Origin of the sequence: Kitasatospora aureofaciens, assembly GCF_019192735.1 — a bacterium.
Classification (GTDB): domain Bacteria; phylum Actinomycetota; class Actinomycetes; order Streptomycetales; family Streptomycetaceae; genus Kitasatospora; species Kitasatospora aureofaciens_A.
In genome coordinates this window covers 8595-33983 of the sequence record NZ_JAHTKP010000047.1, presented here as the reverse complement: position 1 = coordinate 33983, position 25389 = coordinate 8595, and the positions used below count along the sequence as shown (strand labels likewise).

The following is a 25389-nucleotide window of genomic DNA, read 5'->3' as shown; positions in this document are numbered from 1 at the left end:
CAGCACTGGCAGCGCCCCGGGCAGCTCGGTCACCGACTCGGCACCGAACAGGCCGTCCAGCACGAAGCCCGCAAGCGCGTGCGCGGTCGGGTAGTCGAACACCACCGTGGCGGGCAGCTGGAGCCCGGTCACCGACCGCAGCCGGTTCCGCAGCTCCACCGCCGTCAGCGAATCGAAGCCCAAGTCCTGGAACGCCCGCGACGGATCCACCATCGACCGGCCTTCGTGTCCCAGCACCAGCGCGACCTGGTCGCGCACCAGGTCCAGCACCACCTCATGCCGCTCGTCCGCGCCCAGCCCCGACAACCGTCGCGTCAGGTCGATCGCGGCCGGGGCCGTGGCCGCCCGGCGCATGGGGGTGCGGACCAGGCCGCGCAGCAGGGCGGGGACGTCGCCGAGGTTCCGCATGACCGGCAGGTCGAGCCGGACCGGCAGCACGACCGGCTCGGGCCCGGCGGCGACGGCGTCGAACAGCGCCAGCCCGCGCGCCGGGTCGAGCGGCGGCACGCCGGCTCGCGTCATCCTCTGGATCTCGGCCTCGGTGAGGGTGCCGGTCATCCCGGCCACGTCGGTCCAGGGGCCCCAGGCGAGCGAGACGGCCGGCAGTCCCAGCGAACGGCGGTGCAGCGCGAGGGCGTCCAGGTATGCGTTGCCCGCCGCGTAGGCGGCCTGACCGGCGTTGCCGAACGTGCCCGCCATCGACGAGAACAGGACGAACGCGGACAGCTCGCGGTCCTTCGTCGCCTCGTGCAGGTTCCAGGCCGCGTCGGCCTTCGGCCGGAGGACGGCGGTGACGCGCTCGGGGGTGAGCGAGCCGACCACGCCGTCGTCCAGGACGCCTGCGGTGTGCACCACCGCGCGGATGTCGTGGCGGGCGAACAGGTCGGTGATGGCAGCGGAGTCGGCCACGTCGCAAGGCTCGACGACGGCCTCGGCGCCCAGGTCCGCCAGCTCGGCGATCAGCTGGTCGGTTCCTTCCGCGTTCGCGCCCCGACGGCTGACCAGCAGCAGACCCCGCACGCCGTGCTCGGAGGCCAGGTGGCGGGCGAGCAGGCGACCCAGCCCGCCCGTGCCGCCGGTGATCAGGACCTTGCCCTCGGTCGGCCACACCGGGGAGTCGGATGCGGGTTCGGTCCGGGCGAGCCTGGCCGCCAGCACCTCGCCGTCGCGGACGAGCACCTGCGGCTCGTCCAGGCCGAGCGCGGCAGGCGGCAGCTCGTCCTCGTCGTCCGCCAGATCCAGCAGGCCGAACCGGCCCGGCTCCTCCGACATCGCCGACCGCACCAGACCCCAGGCCGCAGCCCCGGCCGGATCAGCGCCCGACACCACACCGCGCGTCACGAACACCAGCCGGGAGGCGGCGAACCGCTCCTCCCACAGCCACGCCTGCACCAGCTCCAGCACACGGGCGGTCAGGGCATGCACCTCACCGGGAGCCAGCCGAACCACCACCACCGGCGGCACCTCCACCAGCTCCGACAGCGACACGGCTTCCACGAACTCCGGACCGGCGTCGACGGGCTTCACCGGCACCCAGTCCACCCGGAAGAGCTCGTCCCGGCCGACTCCTGCCGTGGCGGCAAGCTGCTCGGCGGCGAGCGGCCGCACCGTCAGCGCGCCGACCGAGGCCACCGGCCTGCCGCCGGCATCGGCCACGGCGAGCGACAGCCCGCCGGACGCCGAACGCGTCAGGCGCACCCGGACGGACGACGCGCCGAAGGCGTGCAGCGCCACGTTCTCCCATGCGAACGGCACGCCCGCGGCTCCCTCTCCGAACCCGCCCAGCGCGAACGCGTGCAGGCACGCGTCGAACAGCGCCGGGTGCAGGCCAAAGCCGGCGCCCTCGGTCCCGTCCGGCAGCGCGACGTCCGCGAAGACCGTGTCCCCGGTGCGCCAGGCCGCGCGCAGACCCTGGAAGAGCGGACCGTACTCGAAACCGGCCTCCGCCAGCCCCTCGTACAGACCGGACAGGTCCACCGGCTCGGCACCGACCGGCGGCCACACCGACCCGTCGAACTCCGCCGGCACCGCACCCGAGCCCAGCACGCCACTCGCATGCAGGGTCCAGACCGGCTCCGGCCCGGTGTCCGCCGTGGCGTGGATGCCGACCGCACGACGTCCGGAGCCGTCGGGCTCGTCCAGCCGCACCTGGATCCGGACGGCACCGTCCTCGGGCAGCACCAGAGGTGCGGCCATGGTCAGTTCCTCGACGAGGTCGCAGCCGACCTCGTCCCCGGCACGCACGGCCAGCTCCACCAGCGCCGTGCCCGGCACCAACAACGCACCCATCACCACGTGGTCCGCCAGCCACCCGTGCGACCGCGCCGAGAGCCGTCCGGTGAACACCAGCCCGGCCGACCCGGCCAGTTCCAGGGAACCGGTGAGCAGCGGGTGATCGGCGGACCTGAGTCCGGCGGACTCGGCCGTGGGGAAGAAGGCCGAGGCGTCCGACCAGAACGTGCGGTGCCGGAAGGCGTACGTCGGCAGAGCGACGCGGCGGGCGCCCGTTCCGGCGTAGAAGGCCGACCAGTCCACCCGCACCCCGAGTACGTGCAGGCGGGCCAGCGCCTCGACGACCGTCGGTTCCTCGTGGCGTCCCCGGCGCAGCGCGGCGATCAGCCCGGCCTCGTCGTCAGGCAGTGTGCTCGCGGCAAGGGCGGTGAGGATGGCGTCGGGGCCGAGTTCGAGGAAGCGGGTGACGCCGTGGGCCTGGAGCGTACGGACGCCGTCGGCGAAGCGGACGGCCTCCCGGACGTGGCGCACCCAGTAGTCGGGGGTGCACAGCTGGTCGGTCTCGGCCAGGGCGCCGGTCAGGTTCGAGATCAGAGAGATCGAAGGTGCTTGGAACGACAGGCCGTTGAGGACGGCTCGGAAGTCCTCCAGCATCGGGTCCATGAGCGGGGAGTGGAAGGCGTGCGACACGCGCAGGCGCGTCGTCTTCCGGTCCGCGAAGTGGGCTTCGATGGCTGCGACGGCTTCCTCGGTGCCGGAGACGACGACCGAGGACGGGCCGTTCACAGCCGCGATCGAGACGAAGTCACCGAGCAGGGGCAGGACTTCGTCCTCCGTCGCCTGCACGGCGAGCATCGCGCCGCCGGACGGGAGCGCCTGCATCAGACGCCCACGTGCCGCGACCAGCGTGCAGGCATCAGCGAGGGAGAACACCCCGGCGACGTGAGCCGCCGCAACCTCACCGATCGAGTGTCCGGCCACGAACTCCGGTTGCACGCCCAGGGATTCGACCAGGCGGTAGAGCGCGACCTCGACGGCGAACAGCCCGGCCTGGGCGTACGCCGTCTGGTTCAGCAGCTCCTCGTTCTCACCCCACACCACGGCGCGAAGCGGCCGGTCCAGATGCTCGTCCAGCCCCGCGCACACCGCGTCGAAGGCCTCCGCGAACACTGGGAAGCGCTCGTACAACTCCCTTCCCATGCCGAGCCGTTGCGAGCCCTGCCCGGAGAACAGGAAGGCGACCCGCCCGCCCGTCGCCACGCCGGTCGGAGCCTCGCCCTGGACCACCGCGCGCAGGCCGGCGAGGAGTTGGTCCGTCCCGTCGCCGACGACGGCCGCCCGGTGTTCGAGCGACGCGCGGGTCGTGGCCAGCGAGTAGGCGATGTCCGCCGGGGCCACCGAACCGTCGGCCGGGACGGCCGCGAGCAGCCGCTCGGCCTGGGCGCGCAGAGCATCCTCGGTGGCCGCGGAAAGCAGCCACGGGACGACCCGGGGCTCGGGGCACGCGTCCGTGGTGCCGTCGGGGGCGGCCGGGGCCTCCTCGACGATCACGTGGGCGTTGGTGCCGCTGATGCCGAAGGAGGACACGCCGGCGCGCCGCGGGCGGTCGCCCGGGGCCCACGCCCGGCTCTCGGTCAGGAGCCGTACGGCCCCCTCGGACCAGTCCACCTGGTTGCTCGGCTCGTCGACGTGGAGGGTCGACGGCAGTTCGCCGTGGTGCATCGCGAGCACCATCTTGATCACGCCGGCGACTCCCGCCGCGGCCTGGGTGTGGCCGAGGTTCGACTTCACCGAGCCCAGCCAGAGCGGCCGGTCCTCGGTGCGGTCCCGGCCGTAGGTGGCGAGCAGGGCCTGCGCCTCGATCGGGTCACCCAGTGTCGTCCCCGTCCCGTGCGCCTCGACCGCGTCGACCTGGTCGGCGCCGAGGCGTGCGTTCGCGAGCGCCTGCCGGATCACCCGCTGCTGCGACGGGCCGTTGGGCGCCGTCAGGCCGTTCGATGCGCCGTCCTGGTTCACCGCGCTGCCGCGGACGACGGCCAGCACCGGGTGCCCGTTGCGCCGGGCGTCCGAGAGCCGTTCGACGACCAGGAACCCGGCGCCCTCCGCGAAGCCGGTGCCGTCGGCCGCGGACGCGAAGGACTTGCACCGCCCGTCGGGTGCCAGCGCGCCCTGTCGGCCGAACTCGGCGAACACGCCCGGCGTCGCCATGACCGTCACGCCGCCCGTGATCGCGAGCGAGCAGTCGCCCTGCCGCAGCGCCTGCACGGCCAGGTGCAGGGCGACCAGCGAGGAGGAGCAGGCGGTGTCCACCGCGACGGCCGGGCCCTCCAGACCGAGTTTGTACGAGACGCGCCCGGCCACGACGCTGCCGTTGCCGTCACTTCCGGGGTAGTCGTGGTACATCACCCCGGCGAAGACGCCGGTCCGGGTGCCGCGCAGGGCGGTCGGGTCGATCCCCGCGCGTTCCAGCGCCTCCCAGGAGAGCTCCAGCGTGAGCCGCTGCTGCGGGTCCATCGCCAGGGCCTCGCGCGGGGAGATCCCGAAGAACCCGGGGTCGAACTCGGCCGCGCCGTCCAGGAATCCGCCCTCGCGGGTGTAGTACGCCTCCGGGCCTCCGGCGGGGTCGACGCGGAGCGCCGACAGGTCCCAGCCGCGGTCGGCGGGGAACGGGGAGATCGCGTCCGCGCCGGACGTCACCAGGCGCCACAGCTCCTCGGGCGTGGTCACCCCGCCCGGGTAGCGGCAGGACATGCCGACGATGGCGATCGGGTCCTGACGGCCGGGCCCCGAGTCGGCCCCGGCCTCGTCCTCGGACGGTTCCGTGCGCAGATCGTCGGGCCGGACCCGTGCCTCGGCCAGGTCGAGCAGCGTGTCGACCAGGCCCGCGTCGCGCAGGCGGCGGGTCGGGATCGACTGCAGCGCGGCGCGGAGTTCGGCCTCGCCGAGGGCCCCGGCACCGCTCGCGCCCCCGGGCTGCGTGCCCAGCTCGGCGACGATGTACTCCGTCACCGCCTGGGCGTTGGGGTGGTCGAAGGCGAGGGTGGCGGGCAGCCGCAGGCCGGTGAGAACGTTGAGCTGGTTGCGCAGGTCGGTCGCGGCGAGGGAGTCGAAGCCGAGCTCCTGGAACGCGCGGTCCGGCGCGATCGCGTCGCCGGACTCGTGGCCGAGCAGGGCGGCCACCCGGGCGCGCACGATCCCGAGGACGGTGCGCTGCTGCTCGGCGGCCGTCAGCCCGGCGAGCTGGGCACCGAGCTGTGTACCCGGAGCGCCGGCCGGTGCGGTCGACACCGGGGTCGCCGTGCGGCGGACCGTCGGCACCAGGGCGCGCAGGAGGGCGGGGATCTCGTCGGTGCGGGCGCGCAGGGCGGCCGGGTCGACCCGGATCGGGACGACGGTCGCGCGCTCGGTGCGCAGGGCGGCGGCGAAGAGAGCGAGGCCGGTTTCGCGGGTGAGCGGCGGCACGCCCTGGGCTGCCATGCGGTTGCGGTTGAGCTCGTGCAGGTACTCGCCGAGGCCGGCGCCGACGTCCCAGAGGCCGAAGGCCAGGGACGTCGCGGGCAGGCCGGCGGCGTGCCGGTGGGTGGCGAGGGCATCCAGGAAGACGTTCGCCGCGGCGTAGTTGCCCTGGCCGGCGGTCAGGACGAGACCACCGGCGGAGGAGAACATCACGAAGGCCCGAAGGCTGAGGTGACGGGTCAGCTCGTGCAGGTGCCAGGCACCTTCCGCCTTGGGGGCGAGCACGGCGTCCATGCGCTCGGGCGTCAGCGCGCCGACGAGACCGTTGTCACCGATGCCGGCCGCATGCACCACCGCGGACAGGGCCGGGACGCCCTCGACCAGGCCGGCGACGGCGTCGCGGTCGGACATGTCGCAGGCACGGACCTCGGCGGCGGCGCCCAGCTCGGACAGCTCCGCCACCAGCTCCGCCGCACCCGGCGCAACCGGGCCGCGACGGCTCGTCAGCACCAGACTCCGGACACCGCACTCCGCCACCAGGTAGCGGGCCACCACAGCACCCAGACCACCCGTACCACCGGTGATCAGTACGGTGTCGTCCGGGCCGATGGACGTCGGAGCATCCGCTCCCGCCACACGGGTCAGCCTCGGCACCAGCACCGTGCCCGACCGCACCGCCGACTCCGGCTCACCCGTCACCAGCAGGTCCCCGTCCACGTCCAGCAGCAGGAACCGGCCAGGATTCTCCGCCTGCGCCGCCCGGACCAGACCCCACACCGGCGCCTGCACCAGATCGACCGGCTCACCGTCACGCACCGCCACCGCACCACGCGTCACCACCACCAGACGCGACGCCGCGAACCGCTCCTCCGCCAGCCATTCCTGGAGGACCGCCAACACGGCGTGGACCGTCGCGCGGACACCGCCCGGGACGTCCGCCGGGGCGACGAGGGCACCGCAGTCGAGCACGACCAGGTCGGGCACCGGTTCCGCGGAGCGGGACACGTCCTCCCAATGCTCCCAGGCGTGGCCCGTGGCAGGCGAGTCCGGCAGCTCCGACCACTCGATCGCGTACAGCGGGTCGGCCGAGCCGAGCTGTTCGGCGGACACCGCCCGGCCCACCATCGAGGCCACCGACAGGACCGGCCCGCCCGTGGCGTCGGCGAGGTCGAGCCGCAGCCCACCGTCGCCGAGCCGGGTCAGCCGCACCCGAACCGCCGAGGCACCCACGGCGGACAGGGACACCCCGGTCCACGCGAACGGGATCATCGTCTCCCGGTCACCACCGGCCAAGATCGCCGCGTGCATGGCCGCGTCCAGCAGCGCCGGGTGCACGCCGAAGCCGTCGGCCTCGACGCCCTCCGGCAGCGCAACGTCCGCGAACAGCTCGTCCCCGCGACGCCACACCGCGCGAAGGCCCTGGAACACCGGCCCGTAGCCGAAACCGGCCTCCGCCATCCGCTCGTACGCACCCTCCACCGGCACCGGCTCGGCACCGGCCGGCGGCCAGACGGACGTGTCGAATTCCTCTGTTGCCGCGGCGTGGGCGGCTTGGGGAGCCAGCATGCCGGCCGCGTGCTGGATCCACCCGGCGTCCGGATCGCCGTCCGGGCGGCAATGGATGGCGAGCTCCCGGCGGCCGGAGGCGTCCGGCCCGCCGACCCGTACGTGCAGCTGGACCGCGCCCTGCTCCGGCAGCAGCAGCGGCGCCGCGAGCGTCAGCTCCTCCACCGCCGTGCAGCCGGTCTCGGCCCCGGCCCGCAGCGCGAGTTCGACCAGCGCCGCACCCGGGACCAGGACCGTGTCCAGGACCCGGTGGTCGGCCAGCCACGGGTGCGAGTCCAGCGACACCCGGCCGGTGAGCAGGAAGCCGTCCGTGTGGGACAGGTCGACGGCCGCGCCGAGCAGCGGGTGCGCGAAGGCACCCACGCCCACCGCGCCCAGGTCGCCGAGCGGGCTCGTCGCGTCGAGCCAGAAGCGCCGGCGCTGGAAGGCGTAGGTCGGCAGGTCCACCGTCCGGGCGCCGCTTCCGGCGAAGAACGCGGGCCAGTCCACCCCGGCCCCGGCCGTGTACAGCCGGCCGAGTGCGCCGACCAGGCTCGCCTCCTCGCCCTGGTCCCGTCCCAGGGCGGGAACGACGCAGGTGCCGGCGGCGGTCGGGTCGTCGAGGCCGCCCTGCACCAGGCCGGAGAGCACGGCGTCGGGGCCGAGCTCCAGGAACCGGCGCACGCCCGCGGCCTCCAGGGTGCGGACGCCGTCGGCGAAGCGGACGGCCTCGCGGACGTGGCGCACCCAGTAGTCGGGGGTCAGCAGGCGGTCGGGGGTGGCGAGTTCGCCGGTCAGGTTGGAGACCAGGGGGATCATCGGTGCTTGGAAGGAGAGTCCGTTGAGGACAGTGCGGAAGTCTTCCAGCATCGGGTCCATCAGGGGCGAGTGGAACGCGTGCGAGACGCGCAGGCGCGTCGTCCTGCGATCCGCGAAGTGGGCTTCGATCGCCGCGACAGCTTCCTCGGTGCCGGAGACGACGACCGACGCCGGACCATTCACGGCCGCGATCGAGACGAAGTCACCCAACAGGGGCAGGACTTCGTCCTCCGTGGCCTGCACGGCGAGCATCGCGCCGCCGGACGGCAGCACCTGCATGAGGCGCCCGCGGGCCGCGACCAACGCGCAGGCATCGACAAGGGAGAACACCCCGGCCACGTGCGCGGCCGCGACCTCGCCGATCGAGTGCCCGGTCACGAACTCCGGGCGCACGCCCAGGGATTCGACCAAGCGGTAGAGCGCCACCTCGACGGCGAAAAGCCCAGCCTGGGCGTACGCCGTCCGGTTCAGCAGCTCCTCGTCCGCGCCCCACACAACGCTGCGCAGCGGCCGGTCCAAGTGCAGGTCCAGTCCCTCGCACACCGCGTCGAAGGCCTCCGCGAACACCGGGTAGCGGGCATACAACTCCCGTCCCATGCCGAGCCGCTGCGACCCCTGCCCCGAGAACAGGAACGCCGTCGCCCCGCCGGCCCTGGCCGACGCGGTGGCCGTGCCGGGGGCGAGTTCGCCCCGGCCCAGCGCGTCGAGCCCGGCCAGCAGGTCGTCCCGGCTCGTTCCCAGGAGCAGCGCGCGGTGCTCCAGCGCGGGCCTGGTGGTGGCCAGGGAGTGCGCGATGTCCAGGGCGTCGACTTCCGGACGCGAGCCGAGGAAGGACGCGAGTCGCCCGGCCTGGGCCCGCAGGGCCTCGGGGGTCGCCGCGGCGAGCAGCCACGGCAGCGTGCCGGGCGCGCGGTGGTTCCCGGGCCGGTCCGAGGCGCCGTCGGCCGGTGCCGGTCCCTGTTCGACGATCACGTGCGCATTGGTCCCGCTGATCCCGAACGCCGACACGCCCGCCCGGCGCGGACGGCCGGCCTCCGGCCAGTCCCGGGTCCCGGCCAGCAGCTCGACCACGCCCTCGGACCAGTCGACGTGCGGCGAGGGCCGGTCGATGTGCAGGGACTTCGGCAGCACACCGTGCTGCATCGCCAGCACCATCTTGATCACGCCCGCCACACCGGCCGCCGCCTGAGCATGGCCGATGTTCGACTTGATCGAGCCCAGCAGCAGCGGGTGTTCACGGTCCTGCCCATAGGTGGCGAGCACCGCCTGGGCCTCGATCGGGTCACCCAGCGTCGTCCCCGTACCGTGCGCCTCGACGGCGTCGATGTCGGACGCCGACAGGCCGGCGCTCGCGAGCGCCTGGCGGATCACCCGCTGCTGCGACGGCCCGTTCGGCGCCGAGAACCCGTTGGACGCGCCGTCCTGGTTGACGGCCGTACCGCGGACCACCGCCAGCACCCGGTGGCCGTGGCGTTCCGCGTCGGACAGCCGCTCGACCAGCAGCACCCCGACGCCCTCGGACCAGCCCACGCCGTCCGCCGCGCCCGCGAAGGCCTTGCACCGGCCGTCCGGGGACAGCCCCCGCTGCCGGGAGAACTCGATGAACATGCCCGGCGTCGACATCACCGTCGCACCGCCCGCCAGGGCCAGCGAGCACTCGCCCGACCGCAGCGCCTGCACCGCCAGGTGCAGCGCCACCAGGGACGACGAGCACGCGGTGTCGACGGTCACCGCCGGACCCTCCAGACCCAGCGTGTACGACACCCGGCCGGAGACCACGCTGCCGCCGCTGGTGCCCGAGGGGTTCGTGTTCAGGGCGTAGTCGTGGTACATCACACCCGCGAAGACACCCGTCCGGCTGCCGCGCAGCGACAGCGGGTCGATGCCCGCCCGCTCCAGGGCCTCCCACGAGGTCTCCAGCAGGAGCCGCTGCTGCGGGTCCATGTAGAGCGCCTCGCGCGGGGAGATCCCGAAGAAGCCGGGGTCGAACTCGCCGGCGTCGTGCAGGAAGCTGCCGTGGCGGGTGTAGCTCCGGCCTTCCTTTCCGGGCTCGGGGTCGTAGAGGTTCTCGATGTCCCAGCCGCGGTCGGTCGGCAGCCCGGACGTGGTGTCGACACCGTCGGCCAGCAGCTGCCACAGCTCCTCGGGCGTGGCCGCGCCGCCGGGGTAGCGGCAGGCCATGCCGACGATCGCGATCGGCTCGTCGGAGGTGTGCGGGCGAGGCACGGTGCCGTCCGCCGGCGCCGGGTCCGTGCCCGAGCCGGCCAGGGCGAGGAGGTGGTCCGCCACCGCCCGGGCGTTGGGGTGGTCGAAGGCGAGGGTGGCGGGCAGGCGCAGGCCGGTGCGCTTGGTGAGGCGGTTGCGCAGGTCGGTCGCGGCGAGGGAGTCGAAGCCCAGCTCCTGGAACGCGCGCTCCGGCGCGATCGCCTCGGCGGAGGCGTGGCCGAGCACGGCGGCGATCTCCGTCCGCACGAGGTCCAGCGCCAGCCGCCGACGCTCGCCCTCCCCCAGGCCGGCGAGCCGCTGGGCGAGGCCGGTCTCGGCGGCACGGCTGCTCGCGGGGAGTTCGGAACGCCTGCGCGGAGCCGCGAGGGCGCGCAGGAGGGCGGGGAGCTCGTCGGTGCGGGCGCGCAGGGCCGCCGGGTCGACCCGGATCGGGACGACGGTCGCGCGCTCGGTCCGCAGGGCGGCGGCGAATAGGGCGAGGCCGGTCGCGTGGTCGAGCACGGGGATGCCCTGGGTGGCCATGCGGGTGCGGTCGACCTCGGCGAGGTCGCGGCCGAGGCCGGCGCCGACGTCCCAGAGGCCGAAGGCCAGGGACGTCGCGGGCAGGCCGGCGGCGTGCCGGTGGGTGGCGAGGGCATCCAGGAAGACGTTCGCCGCGGCGTAGTTGCCCTGGCCGGCGGTCAGGACGAGACCACCGGCGGAGGAGAACATCACGAAGGCCCGAAGGCTGAGGTGACGGGTCAGCTCGTGCAGGTGCCAGGCACCTTCCGCCTTGGGGGCGAGCACGGCGTCCATGCGCTCGGGCGTGAGCGCGCCGACGAGACCGTTGTCGCCGATGCCGGCCGCGTGCACCACGGCGGACAGAGCCGGGATGCCCTCGACCAGGGCCGCGACGGCCTCGCGGTCGGACATGTCGCAGGCGCGGACCTCGGCGGCGGCGCCCAGCTCGGACAGCTCCGCCACCAGCTCCGCCGCACCCGGCGCAACCGGGCCGCGACGGCTCGTCAGCACCAGGCTCCGGACGCCGCACTCCGCCACCAGGTAGCGGGCCACCACAGCGCCCAGACCACCCGTACCACCGGTGATCAGCACCGTGTCGTCCGGGCCGACGGACGTCGGAGCATCCGTTCCCGGCACACGGGTAAGCCTCGGCACCAGCACTGTGCCGGAGCGCACCGCCGACTCCGGCTCGGCCGTCACCAGCAGGTCCCCGTCCGCGTCCAGCAGCAGGAACCGGCCAGGGTTCTCCGCCTGCGCCGCCCGAACCAGACCCCACACCGGCACCTGCACCAGATCGACCGGCTCACCGTCACTCACCGCCACCGCACCACGCGTCACCACCACCAGGCGCGACGCCGCGAACCGCTCCTCCGCCAGCCAGGTCTGTACCGTCCGCAGAACGTGATGCGTCACCGTGCGCACGGCCGCCGGAACGTCGTCGGCCGGGACGGGCACGGTCGCGCAGTCCAGGACGACGGTGTCGGGGGCCGGCCCGTCGGCGGGCAGCGCGTCCCAGGCCGTCCAGGCAGAGTCCGAGCCTGGGGTGGTCGTCTCCGACCACTCGATCGCGTAGAGCGGGTCGGCCGAGCCCAGTTGCTCGGCCGACACCGGTCGGCCCTTCACCGCGGCCACCGCCAGCACCGGCCCGCCCGTGGCGTCGGCGAGGTCGAGCCGCAGCCCGCCACCGTCGAGCCGGGTCAGCCGCACCCGCACCGCCGAGGCACCCACGGCGGACAGGGACACCCCGGTCCACGCGAACGGGACCACGGTGTCGTCGCTCCCGGCGTCGACGATCGCGACGTGCATGGCCGCGTCCAGCAGTGCCGGGTGCAGACCGTAAGCGGTGCCGTCGACGTCGTCCGGGAGCGCGACGTCGGCGAACAGCTCGTTCCCGCGGCGCCAGGCCGCGCGCAGCCCCCGGAACGCCGGCCCGTAGCCGAAACCGGCCTCCGCCATCCGCTTGTACGCACCCTCCAGGAGCAAGGGCTCGGCACCGGCCGGAGGCCAGACGGACGTGTCGAATTCCTCTGTTTCCGCGGCCTGGGCAGCCAGCATGCCGGCCGCGTGCTGGATCCACCCGGCGTCCGGGTCCCCTCCCGGCCGGGAATGGATGACGAGCTCCCGGCGGCCGGAGGCGGCCGGCGCTCCGACCCGGAGCTGGACCTGCACCCCTCCGCCCGCGGGCAGGAGCAGCGGCGCCCCGAGCGTCAGCTCCTCCACCAGTTCGCAGCCCACCTCGGCGGCGGCCCGCATCGCGAGTTCGAGCAGCCCCGCGCCGGGGAGCAGGACCTTGCCCTGGACCACGTGGTCGGCCAGCCAGGGGAACGAGGCCGGTGACAGGTGGCCGGTGAGCACCAGCACGTCCTCGTCGGCCAGTTCGACGGCCGCGCCGAGCATCGGGTGCGTGGTGGCCCCGAGGCCGGCGGAGCGGATGTCGCCGCTGCGGGCCGAGAGGGGGGCCGGCCAGTACCGCCGGCGCTGGAAGGCGTAGGTCGGCAGATCAATGCGCCGGGCGCCGGTGGCGGCGAACAGGGAGGCCCAGTCCACCTTCATGCCGTGCACGTGGAGACGGGCGAGGGCGTCGACGAAGGCGCGCTCCTCCTCCCTGTTCCTCCGGAGTGTCGGGACGGCCATGGCCTCGTCGTCGGGCAGGGCGGTCGCGGCGAGGGCGGTGAGGACGGCGTCGGGGCCGAGTTCGAGGAACCGGCGGACGCCCGCGGCCTCCAGGGTGCGGATGCCGTCGGCGAAGCGGACGGCCTCGCGGACGTGGCGCACCCAGTAGTCGGGGGTGCGGAGGTGGTAGGGCTCGGCCAGGGCGCCGGTGAGGTTGGAGACGATCGGGATCCTCGGCTCGGCGAAGGAGAGACCGGTCAGGACGGCCCGGAAGTCCTCCAGCATCGGGTCCATGAGCGGGGAGTGGAAGGCGTGCGAGACGCGCAGGCGCGTCGTCTTCCGATCCGTGAAGTGGGCTTCGATCGCGGCGACGGCTTGCTCGGTGCCGGAGACGACCACCGACGACGGACCGTTCACCGCCGCGATCGAGACGGACTCGCCCAGCAGAGGCAGGACTTCGTCCTCCGTGGCCTGGACGGCGAGCATCGCGCCGCCGGACGGGAGCGCCTGCATCAGGCGTCCGCGCGCGGCTACCAGCGCGCAGGCGTCGGCGAGGGAGAACACCCCGGCCACGTGCGCTGCGGCGACCTCGCCGATCGAGTGGCCGGTGAGGAAGTCGGCCCGGACGCCGAGCGATTCGACCAGGCGGTAGAGCGCGACCTCGATGGCGAACAGCCCGGCCTGGGCGTACGCGGTCTGGTTCAGCAGGTCCTCGTCCTCGCCCCACACCACGGCGCGGAGAGGCTGCTCCAGGTGCTCGTCCAGCCCCCCGCACACCGCGTCGAAGGCGTCGGCGAACACGGGGAAGCGGGCGTACAACTCCCGTCCCATGCCGAGTTGTTGCGCACCCTGCCCGGAGAACAGGAGCGCGTTCTTGCCCTCCGTTGCAACGCCCCGGGCCACCTCGGCGCCGTCCACGAACACCGCACGATGTGCGAATTGCGACCGGCCGGCCAGCGACAGGCCCACGTCCACCGCCGACTGCCCGTGCAGGTCCGCAAGCCGGACCAGCTGCGCGTCCAGCGCCGCCTCCGACTTCGCCGACACCACCCACGGCACCGCACCCGGCGCAGCTCCCGGCTCCGCCACGGCCACCGGCTCGGCCTGCTCCAGGATCACGTGGGCGTTGGTGCCGCTGATCCCGAACGACGACACACCCGCCCGGCGCGGACGGTCCGCCGCCGGCCACTTGGTGCGCTCGGTCAGCAGCTCGACGGCACCGGCCGTCCAGTCGCCGTGCGACGAGGGAGCATCCACGTGCAAGGTGCGCGGCAGCTCACCGTGTTGCATGGCGAGGACCATCTTGATCACGCCCGCCACACCGGCCGCCGCCTGGGCGTGGCCCATGTTCGACTTGATCGAGCCGAGGAGCAGCGGGTGTTCACGGTCCTGGCCGTACGTCGCCAGCAGGGCCTGCGCCTCGATCGGGTCACCCAGCGTCGTCCCGGTGCCGTGTGCCTCGACGGCGTCGACGTCGGCCGGCACGAGCCCGCCACTGGCCAGCGCCTGGCGGATCACCCGCTGCTGCGACGGCCCGTTCGGCGCCGTCAGACCGTTCGACGCACCGTCCTGGTTCACGGCCGACCCACGCAGGACCGCGAGGATCCGGTGCCCGCTGCGCCGCGCGTCCGACAGACGCTCCAGCACCACCAAGCCAACACCCTCGCCCCAGCCCACGCCATCGGCCGAGTCCGCGAACGAGCGGCACCGCCCGTCGGCCGACAGGCCACCCTGCCGCGAGAACTCCACGAAGGTGTTCGGCGTGGACATCACCGTCACGCCGCCGGCGAGCGCCAGCGAGCACTCCCCCGCCCGCAGCGCCTGTGCCGCCAGATGCATCGCCACCAACGACGACGAGCAGGCCGTGTCCACCGTCACCGCCGGACCCTCCAGGCCCAGCGTGTACGAGACGCGACCCGACGCCACACTCCCCGCACTGCCACTGCCCTGGTAGCCCTCGAACTCACCACCGCCGAGCAGGCTCGCGTAGTCCGCGTACATCACACCCGCGAACACGCCCGTCCGGCTGCCCCGCAGCGACACCGGGTCGATGCCCGCCCGCTCGAAGGCCTCCCAGGACGTCTCCAGCAGCAACCGCTGCTGCGCATCCGTCGCCAAGGCCTCCCGCGGACTCATCCCGAAGAACTCGGGATCGAACTCCCCGGCGTCGTAAAGGAACCCGCCCGACCGCGTGTACGACGTGCCCAGGTGATCCGGGTCCGGGTTGTAGAGCGACTCGACGTCCCAGCCGCGCTCGGCCGGGAAGTCCGAGACCGCGTCCACACCATCGGCCACCAGCCGCCACAGATCCTCCGGCGACTCCACCCCGCCCGGGTACCGGCACGCCATCCCCACGATGACCACCGGATCGTCCGACAACGACGGCAGGGCCTCCGGAACTTCGACCACCGCGTCGGTGCCGAACAGACCCTCCAGGAGGAAGCCCGCCAGCGCACCCGCCGTCGGATAGTCGAACACCACCGTCGCGGGGAGCTGAAGGCCCGTCACCGACCGCAGCCGGTTCCGCAGCTCCACCGCCGTCAGCGAGTCGAAGCCCAAGTCCTGGAACACCCGCGACGGATCCACCGTCGACCCGTCCGCGTGTCCCAGCACCACCGCGATCTGCCCGCGCACCAGATCCAACAGGACCTCATGCCGCTCGTCCACCCCCAGCGCCGACAGCCGCTGCACCAGCCCGGCCGACACCGCCGAACCTGCCACCACCGCGCGCCGGACCCGCCCACGCACCAACCCCCGCAGCAGCGCGGGGACATCGCCGTGCGCCTGCATCGCCTTCAGGTCGAGGCGCACCGGCAGCACCACCGCGTGTTCACCGGCGAGCGCGGCGTCGAAGAGCTCGACCCCCTGGTCCGGGGAGAGCGCCGGCATGCCGAGCCGGGAGATGCGTTCGGCCTCGGCATCGCTGAGAGTGCCGGTCATGCCGCCCGTGCCGGACCAGGGGCCCCAGGCCAGCGAGACGGCCGGCAGTCCCACCGAACGGCGGTGCAGCGCGAGGGCGTCCAGGTATGCGTTGCCCGCCGCGTAGGCGGCCTGACCCGCGCTCCCGAAGGTGCCGGCCACGGAGGAGAAGAGCACGAAGGCGTCGAGGTCGAGGCCTTCGGTGGCGCGGTGCAGGTTCCAGGCCGCGTCCGCCTTGGGCCGCAGGACGGCGGACACCCGCTCGGGGGCCAGCGAACCGATCACGCCGTCGTCCAGGACACCGGCCGTGTGCACCACCGCGCGAATCTCGTGCCGGGCGAACAGGTCCGCCACCGCCGCCGGGTCGGCCACGTCGCAGGCCTCGACGACGGCGTCGGCGCCCAGGTCCGCCAGCTCGGCGACCAGCACGTCGACGCCCTCGGCGTCCGCGCCCCGACGGCTGACCAGCAGCAGACGCCGCACACCGTGCTCGCCCGCCAGGTGCCGGGCCACGACCCGGCCCAGGCCACCCGTACCACCGGTCACCAGGACTGCGCCCTCGGCAGGCCATGCGACGGCGTCGGACGTCGATTCCGTCCGCACGAGCCTGGCGGCCAGCACCTCACCGTCGCGGACGAGCACCTGCGGCTCGTCCAGGCCGAGAACCCCAGGCAGCAGCTCGTCCTCGTCACCCGCCAGATCCACCAGCCCGAACCGGCCCGGCTCCTCCGACATCGCCGACCGCACCAGGCCCCACACCGCAGCACCGGCGAGATCAGCGCCCGACACCACACCGCGCGTCACGAAGACCAACCGGGAGGCGGCGAACCGCTCCTCCGACAGCCAGCCCTGCACCAGCTCCAGCACACGGGCGGTCAGCGCATGCACTTCGCCAGGAGCCAGCGGAACCACCACCACCGGCGGCACCTGCCCCAGCTCCGACAGCGACGAGACTTCCACGAACTCCGGACCGACGTCAGCCGGCTTCACCGGCACCCAGTCCACCCGGAACAACGCATCCCGACCGGGCGAGCCCACCTCGCCCGCGGACACCGCCCGCACGACGAGGGAACCGACCGACGCCACCGGCAGGCCCTGGCCGTCGGCGATCGCCAGCGACACCCCGCCGCCGGCCGACGGCGTCAGCCGCACCCGGACCGACGACGCCCCGGACGCGTGCAGCGCCACGTTCTCCCACGCGAACGGCACCCCACCGGCGACCTCGCCGAACCCGCCCACCGCGAACGCGTGCAGGCACGCGTCGAACAAGGCCGGGTGCACGCCGAAGCCGTCTCCCTCGACGCCGTCCGGCAGAGCCACCTCGGCGAAGACCGTGTCCCCGGCACGCCAAGCCGCCCGCAGCCCCCGGAACACCGGCCCGTAGCCGAAACCGGCCTCGGCCAGGCCCTCGTACAGACCGGACAGGTCCACCGCCTCCGCGCCCGCCGGGGGCCACACCGCCGCGTCGAACTCCGCCGGCACCGCACCCGACCCCAGCACGCCGCTCGCATGCTGCGTCCAGTCCGTCCCGCGTCCGTCGTCCGGCCGCGAGTGCACGGTGAGTGCGCGCCGCCCGGACGCGTCCGGCTCGCCCACCCACACCTGAACCTGGACACCGCCCCGCTCGGGCAGGACCAGCGGCGCCGCGAGCGTCAGCTCCTCGACGAGGTCGCAGCCGACCTCGTCACCGGCGCGGACGGCCAGCTCCACCAACGCCGTGCCCGGCACCAGGACTGAACCCATCACCACGTGGTCCGCCAGCCACCCGTGCGACTGGGCCGACAGCCGGCCGGTGAACAGGAACCCGTCCGTGGTGACCAGTTCGACGGCTGCGCCCAGCAGGGGGTGCTCGGCGGCACCGAGGCCCGCAAGCCGAACGTCACCGCCGCGTGCCGGCGTGACCGCCGGCCAGAAGTGGCGGTGCTGGAAGGCATACGTGGGCACGTCCACCGGGCAGGCACCCGTTCCGGCGAACAGCGCGGCCCAGTCGACCTGCGCGCCCCGGGTGTACAGGCGGGCCACGGCGCCGATGAGCGACCGCTCCTCCGCCCGGTTCTTCCGCAGGGCGGGAACGATCACGGCCTCGTCGCCGGCCACCGATTCGGCGGCCGGGCCGGCCAGGACGGCGTCGGGGCCGAGTTCGAGGAAGCGGGTGACCCCGGCGGCGTGGAGGGTGCGGACGCCGTCGGCGAAGCGGACCGCCTCGCGGACGTGGCGCACCCAGTAGTCGGGGGTCAGCAGGTGGTCGGTCTCGGCCAGGTCGCCGGTCAGGTTCGAGATCAGAGAGATCGAAGGTGCTTGGAACGAAAGGCCGTTGAGGACAGCCCGGAAGTCCTCCAGCATCGGGACCATGAGCGGGGAGTGGAAGGCGTGCGACACGCGCAGGCGCGTCGTCTTCCGGTCCGCGAAGTGGGCCTCGATCGCGGCGACGGCCTCCTCGGTGCCGGAGACGACGACCGAGGACGGGCCGTTCACAGCGGCGATCGAGACGAACTCACCCAGCAGGGGCAGAACTTCGTCCTCGGCCGCCCGCACGGCGAGCATCGCGCCGCCGGACGGGAGCGCCTGCATCAGGCGTCCGCGAGCCGCGACCAACGCGCAGGCGTCGGCGAGGGAGAACACCCCGGCCACGTGCGCGGCCACAACCTCGCCGATCGAGTGCCCGGCCACGAACTCCGGCCGCACGCCGAGGGATTCGACCAGGCGGTAGAGCGCCACCTCGACGGCGAACAGCCCGGCCTGGGCGTAAGCCGTCTGGTTCAGCAGTTCCTCGTCCTCGCCCCACACGACGCTGCGCAGCGGCTCCGCCAGGTGCTCGTCCAGCCCCGCACACACCGCGTCGAAGGCGGCGGCGAACACTGGGAAGCGCTCGTACAACTCCCGTCCCATGCCGAGCCGTTGCGAGCCCTGCCCGGAGAACAGGAACGCGTTCTTACCCTCGGAGACCTCGCCACGAGCAACTTCGACGCCGTCCACGAGCACCGCGCGGTGCGCGAAGCGCGACCGCCCGGCCAGCGACAGACCAACGTCCACCGCCGACACCCCGGTCAGCTCCGCAAGCCCCGCCAGCTGCGCGTCCAGCGCGGCCTCGGACTTCGCCGACACCACCCACGGCACCACACCCGGCGCAGCTCCCGACTCCGCCACAGCCACCAACTCGGCCTGCTCCAGCACCAGGTGGGCATTCGTGCCGCTGATCCCGAACGACGAAACGCCCGCCCGGCGCGGACGGCCGGCCTCCCGCCAGTCCCGGGCCTCGGCCAGCAGCTCGACCGCGCCCTCGGACCACTCCACGTGGGAGGAGGGCCGGTCGATGTGCAGGGACTTCGGCAGCACACCGTGCTGCATCGCCAGCACCATCTTGATCACGCCCGCCACACCGGCTGCCGCCTGGGCGTGCCCGATGTTCGACTTGATCGAACCCAGCAACAACGGGTGCTCACGGTCCTGGCCGTACGTCGCGAGCAGCGCCTGCGCCTCGATCGGGTCACCCAGCGTCGTCCCCGTGCCGTGCGCCTCCACCGCGTCCACCTCGGACGCCGACAGGCCGGCACTCGCCAGCGCCTGCCGGATCACCCGCTGCTGCGACGGCCCGTTCGGCGCCGTCAGACCGTTCGACGCACCATCCTGGTTCACGGCCGACCCGCGCAGAACAGCGAGCACCCGGTGCCCGTTGCGCCGCGCGTCCGACAGACGCTCCAGCACCACCAAGCCAACACCCTCGCCCCAGCCCACACCGTCCGCCGAGTCCGCGAACGACCGGCACCGCCCGTCGGCCGACAGGCCACCCTGCCGCGAGAACTCCACGAACGTCCCCGGCGTCGACATCACCGTCACGCCGCCCGCCAGCGCCAGCGAGCACTCCCCCGCCCGCAGCGCCTGAGCCGCCAGGTGCATCGCCACCAACGAGGACGAGCATGCCGTGTCCACCGTCACCGCCGGGCCCTCGAACCCGAAGGTGTAGGACACCCGGCCGGAGGCGATGCTGGGAGCACTCCCGTTGCCCCGGAAGCCCTCGAACTCCTCCCCGTCCAGCAGCGAGCGGTAGTCGGTGTACATGATGCCCGCGAACACACCCGTCCGGCTGCCGCGCAGCGCCACCGGGTCGATCCCCGCCCGCTCGAACGCCTCCCAGGACGCCTCCAGCAGAAGGCGCTGCTGCGCATCCGTCGCCAACGCCTCCCGCGGGCTCATCCCGAAGAACTCGGGATCGAACTGCCCGGCGTCGTAAAGGAATCCGCCCGACCGCGTGTACGACGTACCGGCCACCGACCGGTCCTCGCTGTACAGCGACTCAAGGTCCCAGCCGCGGTTCGTCGGGAAGTCCGAGACCGCGTCGACGCCCTCGGCCACCAGCCGCCACAGATCCTCCGGCGACTCCACCCCGCCCGGGTACCGGCACGCCATCCCCACGATGACCACCGGGTCATCGGACAGCGCAGGCACCACCGACGGCAGCTCGGCCGGCGCCTCGGCACCGAACAGGCCCTCCAGCACAAACCCCGCGAGCGCGTTCGCCGTCGGATAGTCGAACACCACCGTGGCGGGCAGCTGGAGCCCGGTCACCGACCGCAGCCGGTTCCGCAACTCCACCGCCGTCAGCGAATCGAACCCCAGATCCTGGAACGCCCGCGACGGATCCACCACCGACCCGCCGGCATGCCCCAGCACCAGCGCGACCTGGCCGCGCACCAGGTCCAGGAGCACCTCGCGCCGCTCGTCCGTGCCGAGCGCCGACAGGCGCTGCACCAGCCCGGCCGACGCCGCGGAATCCGCCACCACCGCGCGCCGGACCCGCCCGCGTACCAACCCCCGCAGCAGCGCGGGGATCTCGTCCTGGGCCCGCAGCGCCGCGAGATCCAGCCGCACGGGGAGGATCGCGGGCTCGCCGGCCGCCAGCGCGGCGTCGAACAGTGCGGCGCCCTCCGCAGGGGTGAGCTCGGGCATGCCCGCGCGGGCGATCCGGTGCAGGTCGACGTCGGTCAGGGTGCCGATCATGCCGCCGTCCCGGGCCCACGGGCCCCACGCCTGCGACACGGCGGGCAGGCCGAGCGAGCGCCTGTACAGCGCCAGGGCGTCCAGGAACGCGTTGCCGGCGGCGTAGCCGGCCTGCCCGGGGCCGCCGAAGACGCCGGACACCGACGAGAACAGGACGAACGCCGCCAGCTCGCGGTCCTTCGTCGCCTCGTGCAGGTTCCAGGCGGCGTCCACCTTCGGCCGGAGGACCGTCGAGACCCGCTCGGGGGTCAGCGAACCGATCACGCCGTCGTCCAGGACACCGGCCGTGTGCACCACCGCACGGATGTCGTGCCGGGCGAACAGGTCCGTCACCGCTGCCGGATCGGCCACATCACAGGCCTCGACGACGGCTTCCTCGCCCAGCTCGGCGACCAACTCATCGACGCCCTCGGCGTCCGCGCCCCGGCGACTCACCAGCAGCAGGCGCCGGACACCGTGGACCGTCACCAGGTGACGGGCGACCACACGCCCGAGCCCGCCGGTGCCGCCGGTGACCAGAACCACGCCGTCGCTCGGCCAGGACACCGGCTCACCCGAGGACTCGGCGCGCACCAGCCGGGCCGCCAGCACCTCGCCGTCCCGGACGAGCACCTGCGGCTCGTCCAGGCCGAGCGCGGCAGACAGCAGCTCGTCCTCGTCACCCGCAAGATCCACCAGCCCGAACCGGCCCGGCTCCTCCGACATCGCCGACCGCACCAGACCCCAGGCCGCAGCCCCGGCCAGATCAGCGCCGGACACCACGCCCCGCGTCACGAACACCAGCCGCGACGCCGCGAAGCGCTCCTCCGCCAACCAGCCCTGCACCAGCTCCAGCACACGGGCGGTCAGCGCATGCACCTCGCCGATACCACCGGGAGCCAGCGGAACCACCACCACGGACGGCACCTCCACCAGCTCGGCCGGCGACGGCACCTCCGCGAACTCCGGACCCGGAGAAACCGGCTTCACCGGCACCCAGTCCACCCGGAACAACGCATCCCGACCGGCCGAAACGGCCTCACCCGCGGACACCGCCCGCAGCACCAGCGACCCCACCGACGCCACCGGCCGGCCCTCGGTGTCGGCCACCGCCACCGCGACGGACTCCTCACCGGTGCGTGTCACCCGCACCCGCACCGAGGACGCCCCGGACGCGTGCAGCGACACGTCCTCCCACGAGAACGGCACCACGCCCCGCGGCATCCCGTTGAACGCCGTCACGTGCAGGGCCGCGTCCAGCAGCGCCGGGTGCAGCCCGAAACCGGTGCCCTCGGTCCCGTCCGGCAGCGCGACGTCCGCGAACACGGTGTCCCCGGTACGCCAGGCCGCCCGCAGGCCCCGGAACGCCGGCCCGTAGCCGAAGCCGCCCTCGGCCATGCCGTCGTACAGACCGGCCAGGTCCACCGCCTCCGCGCCCGCCGGGGGCCAGGCGGACGTGTCGAAGGCCTGGCTCGCCTCCCCCGCCGCCAGGACGCCGATCGCGTGCTGGTCCCAGGTCCGGCCGACGGCGCCTTCGGGCCGGGACGCGATGGCGAAGGTCCGCCGCCCGTTCTCGTCCGCCGCGCCGACGCGCAGCTGCACCTGCACACCCTCGCGCTCAGGAAGCACCAGCGGCGCGGCGAGCGTGAGTTCCTCCACCCGGTCGCAGCCGACCTCGTCACCGGCGCGGACGGCCAGTTCGAGGAACGCGGTGCCGGGCAGCAGGACGTTCCCCCGCACCACGTGGTCCGCGAGCCAGGGGTGGGACTGCCGCGAGAGCCGGGAGGTGAACAACAGGCCGTCGTCGTCCGAGAGTTCGAGCGACGCGGTGAGCAGCGGGTGGTCGGCGGCCGCCAGGCCCGCGGCGCCGAGGTCGCCGGCCGTCGCCGGGCCGGTCTCGGGCCAGTAGCGCTGGTGCTGGAAGGCGTAGGTCGGCAGGTCCACCGTCCGGGCGCCCGTTCCGGCGAACAGGGCCGACCAGTCGACGGCCGCGCCGGTGACGTGCAGCCGTGCCAGGGCGGTGAGGGCGGTCAACTCCTCGGGCTGGTCCTTGCGGAGGGCGGAGGCCAGCACGGCGTCGTCGGGGAGGGATCCGGCCGCCATCGCGGCGAGGACGCCATCGGGGCCGAGTTCGAGGAAGCGGGTCACGCCCTGCGCGTGGAGCGTGCGCACGCCGTCGGCGAAGCGGACGGCCTCGCGGACGTGGCGCACCCAGTAGCCGGGGGTGCACAGCTGCTCGGCGGCGGCGAGCTCACCGGTCAGGTTGGACACGACGGGGGTCGAAGGCGCCTGGAACGACAAGCCGTTCAGAACCGTGCGGAAGTCCTCCAGCATCGGGTCCATCAGCGGCGAGTGGAAGGCGTGCGAGACGCGCAGCCGGGTGGTCTTGCGGTCCGCGAAGTGCACCCGGATCGCTTCGACGGCCTCCTCGGTGCCGGAGACAACGACCGAGGACGGTCCGTTGACGGCCGCGATCGACACGAACTCGCCCAGCAGCGGCAGAACTTCGACCTCCGTCGCCTGCACGGCGAGCATCGCGCCACCGGCCGGGAGCGCCTGCATCAGGCGACCGCGCGCGGCCACCAGGGCACACGCGCCGGCCAGGGAGAACACCCCCGCCACGTGCGCCGCAGCCACCTCGCCGATCGAGTGCCCGGCCACGAACTCCGGCCGCACGCCCAGGGATTCGACCAGCCGGAACAGCGCCACCTCGACCGCGAACAACCCCGCCTGGGCGTAAGCCGTCCCGTTCAGCAGTGCCTCGTCCTCGCCCCACACCACCTCGCGCAGCGGACGGTCCAGGTGCGCGTCCAGCTCCACACACACCGCGTCGAACGCCTCTGCGAACACGGAGAAGCGCCCGTACAACTCCCGTCCCATGCCGAGCTGTTGCGACCCCTGCCCCGAGAACAGGAACGCCGTCCCACCGCCACGGACCGCGCCCTCGACGACACCGGCCGCCCCGGATTCGCCCGCCGCCAGCGCGGCAAGCCCGCGCAACAGCGCGTCCCGGTCCGAACCCACCACCACGGCCCGGTGGTTGAGCATCGACCGGCTCGTCACCAGCGACGAGCCCACGTCCGCCGACGGCAGGTCGCCGACGCTGGCCAGCAGCCGTGCCGCCTGGGCGCGCAGCGCGCCCTCCGTCCGGCCGGACAGCGCCCAGGGCACCACCGCCGGAACCGTACCCGGGGCCGCGTCCTCCACCGCCGGGTCCTCGGCCTGCTCCAGCACCACGTGCGCGTTCGTGCCGCTGATCCCGAAGGCCGACACGCCCGCCCGGCGCGGCCGGCCGGTCTGCGGCCAGTCCCGGGCCTCGGTCAGCAGCTCGACGGCCCCCGCCGACCAGTCCACGTGGGGGGACGGCGCGTCCACGTGCAGGGTGCGCGGCAGCCGCCCTGCGCGCAGCGCCATCACCGTCTTGATCACGCCCGCGACGCCGGCCGCCGCCTGTGCATGGCCGATGTTGGACTTGACGCCGCCGAGGAACAGCGGACGGTCGGCGGGCCGGTCCTGCCCGTACGTCGCCAGCAGGGCCTGCGCCTCGATCGGGTCGCCCAGGGTGGTGCCGGTGCCGTGGGCCTCGACGGCGTCGATCTGGTCGGGGGTGAGCCGGGCGTTGGCGAGGGCGGCGGTGATGACCCGTTGCTGGGAGGGGCCGTTGGGGGCGGTCAGCCGGCTGCTGGCGCCGTCCTGGTTGACCGCGGTGCCGCGGATGACGGCCAGGACCTCGTGTCCGTGGCGGCGGGCGTCGGAGAGCCGCTCGACGAGCAGGACGCCGACTCCCTCGGCCCAGGAGGTGCCGTCGGCGCCCTCCGCGAAGGGCTTGCAGCGGCCGTCGGGGGCCAGTCCGCGCTGGCGGGAGAACTCGGTGAACAGGCGGGTGGTGGGCATGACGGCGACGCCGCCGGCGACGGCCATCGAGCACTCGCCGGCGCGCAGTGCGCGGACCGCGAGGTGGAGGGCGACGAGGGCGGAGGAGCAGGCGGTGTCGACGGTGACCGCCGGGCCCTCCAGGCCGAGGGTGTAGGCGATCCGGCCGGAGAGCACGCTGACCGCGCCGCCGGTGAGCAGGTGTCCTTCGGTCTCGTCGGTCTGCCGGGCGAGCGAGCCGTAGTCGGTGTCGGCGCCGCCGATGAAGACGCCGGTGTCGGTGCCGCGCAGCGAGGCGGGGGCGATCCGGGCGCGTTCGACCGCCTCCCAGGCCGATTCGAGCAGGAGCCGCTGCTGCGGGTCCATGGCCAGGGCCTCGCGGGGGGCGATGCCGAAGAGTTCGGCGTCGAAGTCGGCGACGCCGTCGAGGAATCCGCCGTGGCGCACGTAACTCTTGCCGGGGGTGCCCGGGGTGGGGTCGTAGAGCGCCTCGGTGTCCCAGCCGCGGTCGGCCGGGAGGTGGCCGATGGCGTCGACGCCGTCCGCGACCAGGCGCCAGAGGTCCTCCGGGGTGCGGACCCCGCCGGGGTAGCGGCAGGCCATTCCGATGATCGCGATCGGCTCGGCGTCCCTCGCCTCGACGGACTCCAGGCGCTGCCTCGTGCGCCGCAGGTCTGCGGTGACCTTCTTGAGGTAGTCGCGGAGCTTGTCCTCGGAGGTGCTGGCCAT

At 74.0% G+C, this 25389-nt stretch carries 1 protein-coding gene (cut by a window edge); it reads right to left on the bottom strand.

Going from position 1 to position 25389, the window contains the following annotated elements; all coding sequences use genetic code 11:
- A protein-coding gene (locus KV557_RS31235) for a type I polyketide synthase (protein ID WP_218204919.1) crosses the window boundary here: on the bottom strand, positions 1-25389 show its 5' portion. Its footprint begins 5247 nt before the window's first position; the window shows 25389 of its 30636 coding nt (coding positions 1-25389); its start codon is at positions 25387-25389; the stop codon falls past the left edge of the window.